The organism is Xylanimonas protaetiae (assembly GCF_004135385.1).
GTDB classification, from domain to species: domain Bacteria; phylum Actinomycetota; class Actinomycetes; order Actinomycetales; family Cellulomonadaceae; genus Xylanimonas; species Xylanimonas protaetiae.
Window position 1 is genome coordinate 3049003 of sequence record NZ_CP035493.1, and the last position, 12351, is coordinate 3061353.

The following is a 12351-nucleotide window of genomic DNA, read 5'->3' on the forward strand; positions in this document are numbered from 1 at the left end:
CCGCCGAGCCTCACCCGTCCGACCTCGCCGGACGCGAGCCAGCCGGCACCACCGAGCGGGGGACTCTGCCCTAGTCTCAGCACCGTGACGTCGACGCTGTACCGCAACGGTCTCATCCACTCCTCCGCGGACCCGTTCGCCGAGGCCCTGCTGGTCGACGACGGCGTCGTGGCCTGGATCGGCGCCGAGGACACCGCCGCCGGACTCGCCGCGCGCGCCGACCGCGTCATCGACCTCGACGGCGCCCTCGTCGCGCCCGGGTTCGTCGACGCGCACGTCCACACCCTCGAGACGGGCCTCGCGCTCGAGTCCGTCGACCTGTCCCCGGCCGGCGCGCCCAAGCGCGCCGCCGCGCTGGACGCCATCGCGGCGGGCGCCCGCCGCCTCGACGCCGCCGACCCCGACGGCGACGAGGTGCTCCTCGCGTTCGGGTGGGACGAGGCCGCATGGCCCGAGCGCACGCCGCTCACGCGCGAAGAGCTCGACACCGCCGCCGGAGGCCGGCCCGTCTACGCCACCCACGCCGACGTGCACCACGCCGTCGTGTCCACCTCGCTGGCCGCGAGCGCCGGACTCGACCGGCTGCCCGGCTGGGACGGGTCGGGCGTCGTGATCGGGGAGGCGCTGCGCGTGGCGCGGGACGTCGCGCAGGCGCTGCCGCCGGCGCGACGGACGCGCGCGTACCGGGTGGCGCTGGCGCGGGCCGCGGAGCTGGGGATCGTGGCGGTGCACGAGATGAGCGCCCCGCACACGGACACGCGCGACGGGCTGCGCGAGCTGGTGTGGCTGGCGGAGCACGAGCTGGTGCCGCAGGTGGTGGCGTACCGCGGGGAGCTGGTGGAGTCGGCGGACGACGCGCGCGAGCTCATGGCGCAGCTGCCGTTCCTGACGGGCATCGGCGGGGACGTGAACGTCGACGGGTCGATCGCTGCGCGCACGGCGGCGCTGCGCCTGCCGTACACGGACCACCGGCCGGTGCCGGGCAGCGCGCTGACGGGCGACCACGGGGACGGGCTGGCGTACCTGAGCGCGGCGGAGATCGGGGCGCACCTGGCGGCGTGCTCGGCGGTGGGCGTGCAGGGCGGCTTCCACGTCGTGGGGGACCGGGCGATGGACCTGCTGGTGCTGGGCCTGGAGGTCGCGGCGGAGGCGCTGGGTCCGGGGCCGTTGCGTGCGGCGCGGCACCGGGTGGAGCACGCGCTGTTCGTCGACGCGTCCGCGCTGGCGGCGCTGCTGCTGTACGGGGTGTCGCTGTCGATCCAGCCGGCGTGGCAGCCGACGTGGGGCGGGCGCGACGGGCTGTGGGAGCAGCGGCTCGGGGTGGCGCGGGCGGGGAACATGTCGCCGTTCGCGGACCTGGCGGGGGCGGGCATCCCGGTGGCGTTCGGGTCGGACGCGCCGGTGACGCCGCTGGACCCGTGGCAGGCGGTGCGGGCGGCGGTGTCGCACGAGGACGCCGAGCAGCGGCTCTCGGGCCGGGCGGCGTTCCGGGCGCACACGCGGGCGGGCTGGCGGCTCGCGGGGCTGGACGGCACGGGCGCGGGCGAGCTCACGGTGGGCGCTCCGGCGCACCTGGCGGTGTGGCGGGCGGACTCGTACGGGGTGCTGTCGTCGGGCCGCGGCCTGACGTCGTGGAGCGCGGAGGCCCGCGCGGGACAGCCGGTGCTGCCGGACCTGCACCCGGACGCCCGCACCCCGGAGTGCCTGCAGACGGTGCGCGCGGGCGTCCCGATCTACGACACGTTCGCCTGACGCGGCCGTCGGCCGTTGGCCGGGCCGATCGGAACGATGTTTCGGGATCGGAACGTGCGGCGCATCGCACGTTCCGATCCCGAAACATCGTTCCGATCGGCGTGGGGCCCGCCCCGCGACAGGGCGTGCGCGGGGCTGGCCGTGCGGCCCCGGAGCGGTCGGGTTCCTCACGTACGCTGCGGGCGTGCGTCCCTCGTTCCTGGAGTCCCGGGCTGTCAGCCTGCTGCTCGCGCCCGTGGCGGGCGTGGCGATGTGGGCGGCGTTCCCCGACGTCGGCCTCTGGCCGCTGACGATCGTCGCCGTCGCCGTGCTGCACCTGGCGCTGCGCCGCGACCACGCCGGGTGGGGGTTCCTCGTCGGGCTCGTCGCCGGGCTGACGTTCTTCCTGCCGCACGTGTGGTGGGCGTACTACGCCACGGCGCTCGTGCCGTGGCTCGCGCTCGGCCTGCTGGGCGCCCTGGGCTTCGCGACGTTCGGCGCGGCGTGGACGTGGGCGCGCCGCCTGCCGTTCGTCACCCGCCGCCCGTGGGCGCACGTGCTCGCGTTCGCGGCGCTGTGGACCGCGGTCGAGCAGTGGCGCTCCGAGGTGCCGTGGGGCGGGTTCCCGTGGGGCCGCCTGGCCTGGTCCGTGGCCGGCGCCCCGACGGCGCGCGCCGCGTGGCTGGGCGGGGTGCCGCTCGTGTCCTTCCTGCTCGCGGCCACCGGGGCCCTGCTCGTCCTGGCGGTCACCGCCGTCGCCCGCCGCCGGGTCGCGCCCGCGGTCGTGTGCGCCGTCGTCGGCGTCGCCGCCGTGCTGGGACCGGTCGCGCTGCCCCTGCCGCACGCCGCGGGCCTGACCGGTGTCGACAGCCCGCCCGTGACCGCGGACGTCGACGTCCCCGACCGCTCGCAGCTCGTCGACGCCGGCACCTCCGTCGCCCAGGGCGGCGTGCTGCAGGTCGGCGCCGTGCAGGGCAGCGTGCCCGTCATCGGCGGGCACGCGTCCGACAACGCCGCCGGCGTCCTCGACAACCATCTGGCCGGCACGCGGGACCTCGCCGACGACGTCGCCGCGCGCGCGGCCGCCGGCGCCGACCACCCGGGCCTCGACGTCGTCCTGTGGCCGGAGGACTCCGCCGCGTGGGACCCGCAGCAGAACCCCAGCGTCGCGCGCAGCCTCGACCAGGCCGCGGACCGCGTCGACGCGCCGATCCTCGTCGGCTCCCAGGAGTACCCCGAGGGCGGCGGCCGCTACAACGTGCTGCTGCTGTGGCAGTCCGGAGAGGGCGTCACCCAGCGGTACGCGAAGCAGCACCCGGCCCCGTTCGGCGAGTTCATCCCGTGGCGGCCCCTGTTCCGCCTCTTCAGCGACCAGGTGGACCGCGTCACCACCGACATGTTCGCCGCGACCAACCCACCCGTCGTCGACCTGCCCGTGCCACGGCTCGGGCGCGACGTGCGCGTGGGCGTCGCGATCTGCTTCGAGGTCGCCTACGACGAGATCCTGCGCGACGCGACCCGCCGGGGCGCCGAGGTGCTCGTCCTGCCCACCAACAACGCGTCCTTCGGCGTCACCGCCCAGTCCACGCAGCAGCTCCAGATGACGCGCCTGCAGGCCATCGCCAACGGGCGCGCGACGGTCCAGATCTCCACCGTGGGCGTCAGCGGCGTCGTCGCCCCCGACGGCACGCTCGTGGCCCGCACTGGCCTGTTCACCTCCGACCGCCTGGCCGCCCTGCTGCCGCTGCGCACCACCTGGACGCCCGCGACCGCGGCCGGGTACTGGCCCGGCTGGGTCGTCTCCGCCTCCGGCGGCCTGCTCGCCCTGGGCGGTCTCGGCTACGGCGTCGCCCGCCGACGCCGCCGCCCCGCGGCCCCCGCGCCGGCCGCGGACGTGGCGAGGGAGCAGCCCACCGCCTGAGGTCGTCGTCGCGGGGCGTCGAGACCTTCCCCGGCGCCCGACGGCGTCCCGCGCCGGGGGAGCGAGGCCCGGCCCGTCGCGTCGGCCGCGACTGCGACCCAGGCACGACGAAGGCCGGCACCCGGTCGGGGTGCCGGCCTTCGCGTGGTCGGACGGGGCGTGTCGCCTCAGGCGCCGCGGCGCAGCTTGCCCGCGCGCAGCAGCTCCAGGCGCTCGTCGAGCAGCTCCTGCAGCTCGGCGACCGTGCGACGCTCCAGGAGCATGTCCCAGTGCGTGCGCTGCGGCTTCGTGGCCTTCGGCTCCGGCTTCTCGGCGTCGCGCAGCAGCGCCTCCTCGCCGCAGCGGCACTCCCACACCGGGGGACTTCGGCGTCGGTGGCGAACGGCAGGATGATGGTGTGCCCGTTGGGGCAGTCGTAGTACGCCTGGAAACGCGGGGCGAAGTCGACGCCCTCGTCGGACTCCATGCTCTTGGCGCCGATGCTCATACCGCGCAGGGACCGGTCAGGCATGTCGTCCTCCTGGGATGTCGGGGGTTCGTGGTGCGGCCCGTGGGGGCCGGGACAGGCGGGGGTCTAGAGGTCCAACGTCGTGACGTGACGTCCTGTTCCGCCATCAAGTGAGACGCGCGCCACAGCCCGCGTCGGCTACCGCAGACGAGCGTCGCGGGTTTCCCGCTCGTGCGCAAACCGAACGGCGTCTCACGGACGCCGTCGTGACACATGCCACGCAGATCGCCCCCGTCCGGCGCCGTGCCGGGTGCCGCGAGCGCCCCGGAGAGGACAGACTGTGCGGCGGGAATGAACGCGACGACGGCCTGGTTGACCCGGCCAGTCCATGCGGATGCATGAACCTTCTTCGATCAGGGAGCTGAGCACCGTGCAGTTCGGAATCTTCTCGGTCAGCGACGTCACCACGGACCCGACCACCGGCCACACCCCGGACGACACCGAGCGCGTGCGCAACATGCTGACGATCGCCAAGCACGCGGACGAGGCGGGCCTCGACGTCTTCGCGACGGGCGAGCACCACAACCCGCCGTTCGTGGCCTCCAGCCCGACGACGATGCTCGGCTACCTGGCGGGCGTCACCAAGAACATCACGCTGTCGACGGCGACGACCCTCATCACCACCAACGACCCGGTGCGCCTGGCCGAGGAGTACGCGATGCTCCAGGTCATCAGCGACGGCCGCATGGACCTGATGATGGGCCGCGGCAACACGGGCCCGGTCTACCCGTGGTTCGGCAAGGACATCCGCCAGGGCATCCCGCTCGCCATCGAGAACTACGCGCTGCTGCGCCGCCTGTGGACCGAGGACGTCGTGGACTGGGAGGGCAAGTTCCGCAGCCCGCTGCAGGGCTTCACGTCCACCCCGCGCCCGCTCGACGGCGTGCCGCCGTTCGTGTGGCACGGCTCGATCCGCAGCCCCGAGATCGCCGAGCAGGCCGCCTTCTACGGCGACGGGTTCCTGCACAACAACATCTTCTGGCCGATGACGCACACCAAGCAGATGATCGCGTTCTACCGGCAGCGGTTCGAGCACTACGGCCACGGCCGCGCCGACCAGGCGATCGTCGGCCTCGGCGGCCAGGTGTTCGTGCGCCCCAACAGCCAGGACGCCGTCAAGGAGTTCCGCCCCTACTTCGACGACGCGCCCGTGTACGGGCACGGCCCGTCGATGGAGGACTTCACGCGCGAGACGCCGCTGACGGTCGGCTCCCCGCAGCAGGTCATCGACCGGTACGCGTCGTTCGTCGAGGAGGTCGGCTACTACCAGCGGCAGATGTTCCTCATCGACCACGCGGGCCTGCCCCTGAAGACGGTGCTGGAGCAGATCGACCTGCTGGCCGGAGAGATCGTGCCCGAGCTGCGCCGGATCGTCGAGGCCAAGCGCCCCGCCGCCGACGTCCCGCTCGACCCGCCCACGCACGCCGAGCGCGTCGCCGCCGCCCACGCGGCCGGCGAGGCGGGCGACACGCACGTCGGTGGCACCGAGGACCGCTGGACCGGCCTGCGCGCCGAGGAGGGCGACCCCGCCCACCTCGAGCCCACCGCCGGCCGCGCGTTCGGGCTGTGAGGACCGCGCCATGACCACCGACCGCACCCTCGTCGTCGTCTCCGCCGGGCTCTCCAACCCGTCGTCGACCCGGCTGCTCGCCGACCGCCTCACCGAGGCGACCGTGAGCCGCCTGGAGGCGGCCGGGCACACCGTGCACGTCGAGTCGGTCGAGCTGCGCGAGCACGCCCACGCCGTCGTCGACGCCATGCTGACCGGGTTCCCCACCGGGAACCTGGCCACGGCCCTCAACCGGCTCTACGCGGCCGACGGGCTCATCGCCGTCACGCCGCTGTTCACCACCACGTACTCGGGGCTGTTCAAGTCGTTCGTCGACATCCTCGACAAGGACGCCCTGCGCGACCTGCCGACGCTGCTCGCCGCCACGGGCGGCACACCGCGGCACTCGCTCGCGCTGGACTACTCGATGCGGCCGCTGTTCACCTACCTGCACGCGGACGTCCTGCCGACGGCGGTCTTCGCCGCCACGGACGACTGGGCCGGCGAGGCCGACCGGGTCAACCCGCTGCCGGAGCGCATCGCGCGCGCCGGTGCGGACCTCGCGGAGCGGGTCGCGGCGCGCACCCCCGCCCCGCCGGCGTCGGAGTTCGACGCGACGCCGTCGTTCGCCGACCTGCTGGCCCGCGGCGGACTGTGACGCCCGACGGCGGCCTGTGACGGCCTGAGCCCGGTGGCCCTCGTCTCCCTCGAGGAGGCGGGGGCCACCGTCATGTCGCGGGCGTCCCCCTCGCAGGCGCCAGGCGGGGCACGAGCCATACCAGCACCGCGACGCCCGCGAGGACGAGCACGGCGGCCACCGCCGTCGCGAGCAGGCGCAGCTCGCCGACCACGAGGCCCGACCCTCCCGGGTCGAGCAGCAGCACGAGCGCCAGCGACGTCGTCCCGACCGACAGCCACAGCGGTCGCGGCACCGCGACCGTGACGACGATGCCGACCGCCGCGAGCGCCAGCCGGACGCCGAGCGGCACCCCGAGCGTGGCGACGCCGACCCCGGCGGCCACGCCGGCGGCCGTCCCGAGCACGCGCTGGAGGGCCGCGCGTGACACGCGCAGGCCGGGGACCGGCAGCGCCATGAGGAACGCCGCGGCAGGCGCCCAGTACCCGTAGCGGTTGCCGCTCGCCTGCGCGAGCAGCGCGCAGGCACCGACCACGGCGGCCAGGACGACGGCGACGACGGCCGCGACCCGCCGCGGTAGCAGGGGCACGGGTACGACGCGCGGCAGACGCAGCGCCCGCGCGGCGAGCACGACGTACGCGCCGACGGCGAGCACCCAGGCGACGCGGGCGAGGGCGTCGGCGTCCGCGGGCAGCGGGGGAGCGCTGGCCGCGGCGGCGCCGACGAGCAGCGCGGGCACGCCCAGCCCGCGCACCGTCGCCGCCCCGGCGGCCGCCGCGAGCGCCGCCAGCAGCGCCACCCAGGCGCCCGAGTAGGCCAGGACCCCGCCGGCGAGCACGGCCGCCGCGATGACCGGCAGGGCCGCGAGCGCCCGTCCCCAGCCGGCGCGCACGGCGACGAGGACGACGTACAGGGCGGCGCACACGCTCACGCCGACACCGCCCGTGCCCCCGACGACGGCGCCCGCGGCCACGGGCACGACGAGCACGACGGCGACCAGCACCGTCGCGCGCACGAACCCCCGGACCCACCCGGCCGCCGTCACGGCTCGACGCTACGTCCGCGCGTGGGGCACTGCGCGGCAGCCGCGGAGCCCCGTGACCCGCCGCCGAACGTCGCGGCGCGTCGCCGAACGTCGCGGCGCGTCGCCGTCCGTGGCACCGGCCGGCGGCGCGGCGGCCCGGTCGCCGCGTCAGAGCAGCGTGCCGACCGGGGTCAGGTCCAGCCCGTGCGCCTCCGCGACGCCCTCGTGCGTCACGACGCCGGCGTGCGTGTTCAGCCCGCGCGCGAGGGTCGGGTCGGCGCCCATGGCCGCCCTCCAGCCGAGGTTGGCGAGCTCGACGGCGTAGGGGAGCGTGACGTTCGTCAGCGCGCGCGTGGACGTGTTGGGCACCGCGCCCGGCATGTTCGCCACCGCGTAGAACGTCGAGCCGTGCACGCGGTAGGTCGGGTCGGCGTGCGTCGTCGGGCGCGAGTCCTCGAAGCAGCCGCCCTGGTCGATCGAGATGTCCACGAGCACCGACCCGGGCCGCATGCGCGCGACGAGGTCGGAGGACACGAGCACGGGCGCCTTCGCGCCCGCGACGAGCACCGCGCCGACCACCAGGTCGGCGTCGAGGACGGCCCGCTCGATCTCCCACGCGTTCGACGCCAGGGTCTGCACGCGCCCGGTGTAGCGGTCGTCCGCGGCGGCGAGCGCCCGCGCCGACCGGTCGACGACGGTGACACGGGCACCCATGCCGACGGCGACGCGCACCGCGTTCATGCCGGACACCCCCGCGCCCAGGACGACGACGTGCCCGGGCGCGACGCCCGGCACGCCGCCGAGCAGGAGGCCCCGCCCGCCGGCGGCCTTGAGGAGGGCTGCGGCGCCGACCTGGGGGCGAGCCGCCCGGCGACCTCGGACATGGGCGCGAGCAGCGGCAGCGCCCCGGCGTCGGTCTGCACGGTCTCGTACGCGATGCCCGTGACGCCGCGGGCGAGCAACTCGTCGGTGAGGTCCCGGTCGGCGGCCAGGTGGAGGTAGGTGAACAGCACCTGCCCCTCGCGCAGGAAGCCGTGCTCGGCCGGGACGGGCTCCTTGACCTTGAGGACGAGCTCGCCCGCGGCCCAGGTGGTGGCGGCGTCGGGCTCGATGGTGGCGCCCGCGTGGCGGTACTCGTCGTCGGTGATCGAGGACCCCGCGCCGGCGCCCGCCTCGACGTGGACGCTGTGGCCGTGCCGGACGAGCTCGTGCACGCCGGCGGGCGTGACCGCGACGCGGTACTCGTTGTTCTTGACTTCCTTGGGCACGGCGATGCGCATGCGGGGGCCTCCCGGACGGGGCCGCCGCGGCGGCCGTGGTCAGTCCTGACGATTCTCGGCCGAACCGACCCGGCCCGCCCCCGGGTTGGCGCATGCCGACACGCCGCCCCCCGCGGGGCGGTGGTTGGATGGGCGCATGACCGACGAGACGCGTGTGGTGTCCGCGAGCCGGGTGGTGTCCGCCCCGGCCGAGGCGATCTTCGAGCTCATCGCCGACCCGGCCCGGCAGCCCGAGTGGGACGGCAACGGCAACCTGTCGCAGGCCGCGCCCGGGCAGCGGGTGCACGCCGTCGGGGACTCGTTCCTCATGACCAACACGGGCGGCACCGTGCGGCAGAACCACGTCGTGGAGTTCGCCGAGGGCCGCCGGATCGCGTGGAGGCCCGCGCCCGTGGCCGCCCCGCAGCCCGGCCACCTGTGGCGCTGGGAGCTGGAGCCGCTCGACGACGCCACCACCCGCGTCACGCACACCTACGACTGGACCGGGCTGACGGACCAGAAGCGGTTCGAGCGGGCCCGGGCGACGACGCCGGCGAAGCTCCAGGCGTCCGTCGACCGGCTGGCCGCGCTCGCCGAGGCCTGACCCCCGCGGGGCTGTTGCCGCAGGTCGCACGTGCGGGACAATGGGGCGGGACGACGGGTGGACGCGGCTCCGGCGCCGCGCGGGAGGAGCGACGATGGCCGAGGATCCCGGGGTCGACCCCACGGCGACCGCGACCGTGCGACGCCCCGAGCCCGTGGGCGTGCCCCGCGCGACGAGCGGCGTCCGCGCGTCCGAGCCCCCCGCCGGACGGTGGGATCCCGGCGCCCGGTACCGCCCCTCGCTCCTGGCCCGCATCCCCGGCGCGCCGCCGCACGGCGACCCGCTCGAGGCCGGCCCGCAGCGCGCCTCCCTGCCGGGCCGCCTGTTCCGCGGGCCGGCCGTGCGCGAGGCCGTGTTCGACCGCCCCGTGTGGACGGGCCACGGCCGCCCCGCCTCGCTCCGGGCGCGCAACGCGGCCGAGCTCTCCGACGCCGTCGAGCGGTACCGCCGCGGCGCGCTCAGCACCACCGGCCTGGTCCGCGCCGTCGGGCACGCGCTGGCCGCTTGAGCCGGCCCGGGGCCGACCGTGAGCGACGAGCTCCTGACCGCGTCCGCCCTGGCCGCCGCCATCGACGCGCTCGCCGACCCCGTCCGGGCGGCGACGGTGGCGACCTACCTCCAGACGGGTCCCGGCCAGTACGGCGAGGGCGACGTCATCGCCGGGGTCACCGTGCCGCAGGTGCGCGCGCTCGTGCGCCGCGCCGCCGGCATGCCGCCGGCGGAGGCGTCGGTGCTCCTCGACAGCCCCGTCCACGAGCACCGCGCCGCCGCGCTGCTCGTGCTTGTCGCGCGCTACCAGCGCGCCTCGCGGGTCCGCACGCGCGACGACGCCGAGCGCGCCGCGCTGCACGCCCGCTACCTCGACGCGGTCCGCGCCGGGCGGGTCGACAACTGGGACCTGGTCGACTCCTCGGCCGAGTGGCTCGTCGGCGACTGGCTGCTCGGGCCGCCTGCGCACGACGTCGCGGCCGTGCTCGACCCGCTCGCGTCGTCGTCGTCCCTGTGGCAGCGGCGGGTGGCGATGCTCGCGACGTTCGCGTTCACCAAGGCCGGCGACCCGGGCCCCGCGCTGACGTACGCCGCCCGGCTGCTGGGGGACCGCGCGGACCTCGTGCACAAGGCGGTCGGCTGGATGCTGCGCGAGGTCGGCAAGCGCGTGTCGCGCGCAACGCTGCTCGACTTCCTGGAGCAGCACGCCGCACGCATGCCGCGCACGGCGCTGAGCTACGCGACCGAGCACCTGGACCCGGCCGAGCGGGCGCGGCTGCGCGCCCTGTAGCGCGAGGGCGCGGGCGCCCCGGCCGGTCGCCGGGACGCCCGCGCCGACGGCGCGGCTCAGCCCGCCACGGCCGCCGCGCGCTGCTCCGTCCACTGCGCCAGCGTGGTCGACGCGAGGTGCGCGTCGTCGCCGACCGGCACGATCGTCGTCTCGTCCAGGTGCGTCCCGAAGTACCGGGCCTCGGGGTCGCCCACCACCGTGCGCGGGTCGCCCTTCGCGGCCAGCGCCCAGCGGACCACCGCGTCCATCGCGGAGCGCTCCGGGCCCGCGACCTCGATCGTCGTGCTCGACGCCGGGGCCACCGCGGCCTGCGCGACCGCCGCGGCGACGTCGCTCGACGCGAGCGGCTGGAACGCGCCCGTGGGCAGCGTGACGACGCCGTCGCTCGTGGCGGAGTCCGCGATCGCCGGCAGGAACTCGTAGAACTGCGTGGCCCGCACGACCGTCCACGGCACGGGACCGTCGTGGATGAGCCGCTCCTGCGCCACCTTGGCGCGCAGGTACCCGCTCTCCGGGGCGCGGTCGGCGCCCACGATCGACAGGGCGACGTGGTGCCCGACGCCCGCGGCCGCCTCCGCGGCGAGCTGGTTCGCCGTCGACGTGGTGAAGAACGCCATCACGTCGTCGTCGGCGAACGAGCGCGAGTTCGTCAGGTCGACGACGACGTCGGCGCCCGCGAACGCCTCCGCCAGGCCCGCGCCCGTGACGGTGTCGACGCCCGAGTCCGGCGAGGCCGGGACGGCCTCGTGACCCTGCGCCGTGAGCAGCGCGACGACCTGCGACCCGACCAGGCCCGTGCCGCCGATGACTACGACCTTCATGACTACCTCCGGTCTGCGGGGGCGGGCCCTTCGCCTGCCCCTCACCCCTCTCGACCGGGCAGCGCGCCCCGATGTGACAGTCAGCGCGTCAGGTGCGCGAGCTTGTCGGGGTTGACCTGGGTGCAGATCGTCCGGAGGGCGTCGTCGGCGTCGCACCACAGGACGCCGACCACGGCGCCCGCCCGGTCGGTGATCCGCACCGCGGGGGCGCCGTTGAGGTCGGCCACCTCCATGGCGACGGCGTCGGCGGGCCACCAGCGGGCGAACGCGTGCTCCAGGACCGCGAGCACGGCTTCGATGCCGACGACGGGCTTGCGGGCGGCGTGCACCTTGCCGCCGCCGTCGTTGCGCATGACGACGTCGCGGGCCAGGAGCCGCTCGAGGTCGGCCACGCGGCCCTCGTGGGCGGCGGCGACGAACGCCTCGAGCAGCTCGCGGCGGCGCTCCGGCGGGGCGGCGGCACGGTCGGCGGGGCGGTCGGCGGCGAGCGCGAGCCGCGCCCGGCGGGCGAGCTGCCGGGCGTTCGCCTCGGACGTCTCGAGCGCGTCGGCGACCTCGCGGTGGGAGTAGCCGAACGCCTCGCGCAGCACGTACGCGGCCCGCTCCGCGGGGCTCAGCTTCTCCATGAGGGTGAGCACGGCGAGGTCGAGCGCCTCGGCCCGCTCCGCGCCCAGGAACGGGTCGGCGCTCGTGTCGACGGGCTCGGGGAACCAGGGGCCCACGTACGTCTCGCGGCGGGCCCGCGCGCTCGTGAGCGCGTTGATCGCGAGCCGCGTCGTCGCCGTCGTGAGGAACGCGGCCGGGTTGACCACGAGGGAGCGGTCCGTGCGCTGCCACCGCAGCCAGGCGTCCTGCACGACGTCGTCGGCCTCGGCGGCCGAGCCGAGCATCCGGTACGCGACGCCGAACAGGCGCGGGCGGATCGCGAGGAACGCGGCGACGTCGTCGTCGGGAACTGCCTGGTCGAGCGCCACGGCTGTCGGCATGCGGCCCACCCTAGGGCGCGGGCGGTCCGGGC

At 76.2% G+C, this 12351-nt stretch carries 10 protein-coding genes and 2 pseudogenes; 7 read left to right on the forward strand and 5 right to left on the reverse strand.

The features are described from left to right. The first annotated feature begins 84 nt into the window (after window positions 1-84). Window positions 85-1752: an amidohydrolase gene (locus tag ET471_RS14110; protein WP_129189328.1), complete on the forward strand. Its 1668-nt coding sequence runs from the start codon at window positions 85-87 to the stop codon at window positions 1750-1752. A gap of 184 nt (window positions 1753-1936) precedes the next feature. Beyond that, window positions 1937-3652, forward strand: a complete 1716-nt coding sequence (lnt, locus tag ET471_RS14115) for an apolipoprotein N-acyltransferase (protein ID WP_129189330.1) — start codon at window positions 1937-1939, stop codon at window positions 3650-3652. A 254-nt stretch (window positions 3653-3906) separates the two neighbouring features. Here the strand turns inward: lnt and ET471_RS14120 are convergent. Next, a pseudogene (locus ET471_RS14120) lies at window positions 3907-4163 on the reverse strand (RNA polymerase-binding protein RbpA); the annotation flags it as partial. A gap of 367 nt (window positions 4164-4530) precedes the next feature. Between ET471_RS14120 and ET471_RS14125 the strand changes: the two are divergent. Beyond that, window positions 4531-5730, forward strand: coding sequence for an LLM class flavin-dependent oxidoreductase (locus tag ET471_RS14125; protein WP_129189332.1), 1200 nt, complete (start codon window positions 4531-4533; stop codon window positions 5728-5730). 10 nt (window positions 5731-5740) lie between these two features. Next, on the forward strand, window positions 5741-6367 hold the full coding sequence (locus ET471_RS14130) for an FMN reductase (protein ID WP_129189334.1): 627 nt from the start codon (window positions 5741-5743) through the stop codon (window positions 6365-6367). A gap of 70 nt (window positions 6368-6437) precedes the next feature. On the opposite strand, the gene ET471_RS14135 is transcribed toward ET471_RS14130, so the two are convergent. Both ET471_RS14135 and ald read right to left on the reverse strand, forming a co-directional pair. After that, the gene (locus ET471_RS14135; protein WP_129189337.1) at window positions 6438-7391 is read right to left on the reverse strand and encodes an FUSC family protein; all 954 of its coding nucleotides are present in this window, start codon (window positions 7389-7391) and stop codon (window positions 6438-6440) included. Window positions 7392-7538: 147 nt separating this feature from the next. Continuing rightward, window positions 7539-8650 (reverse strand): annotated as a pseudogene (gene ald, locus ET471_RS14140) (alanine dehydrogenase). A 136-nt stretch (window positions 8651-8786) separates the two neighbouring features. Here ald and ET471_RS14145 point away from each other — a divergent pair. From ET471_RS14145 to ET471_RS14155, 3 genes are all read left to right on the forward strand, one after another. Further along, entirely contained in the window at window positions 8787-9233 is a 447-nt protein-coding gene (locus tag ET471_RS14145) for an SRPBCC family protein (RefSeq protein WP_129189339.1), read from the forward strand. 94 nt (window positions 9234-9327) lie between these two features. Further along, window positions 9328-9741 (forward strand): hypothetical protein, encoded by a 414-nt coding sequence (locus ET471_RS14150; RefSeq protein WP_129189341.1) that lies wholly within the window; start codon window positions 9328-9330, stop codon window positions 9739-9741. An 18-nt stretch (window positions 9742-9759) separates the two neighbouring features. After that, on the forward strand, window positions 9760-10512 hold the full coding sequence (locus ET471_RS14155) for a DNA alkylation repair protein (RefSeq protein ID WP_129189343.1): 753 nt from the start codon (window positions 9760-9762) through the stop codon (window positions 10510-10512). A gap of 56 nt (window positions 10513-10568) precedes the next feature. On the opposite strand, the gene ET471_RS14160 is transcribed toward ET471_RS14155, so the two are convergent. Continuing rightward, window positions 10569-11333, reverse strand: a complete 765-nt coding sequence (locus ET471_RS14160; RefSeq protein WP_129189345.1) for an SDR family oxidoreductase — start codon at window positions 11331-11333, stop codon at window positions 10569-10571. A gap of 80 nt (window positions 11334-11413) precedes the next feature. Beyond that, the gene (gene sigJ / locus ET471_RS14165) at window positions 11414-12319 is read right to left on the reverse strand and encodes an RNA polymerase sigma factor SigJ (protein ID WP_129189347.1); all 906 of its coding nucleotides are present in this window, start codon (window positions 12317-12319) and stop codon (window positions 11414-11416) included. Window positions 12320-12351 lie beyond the last annotated feature (32 nt).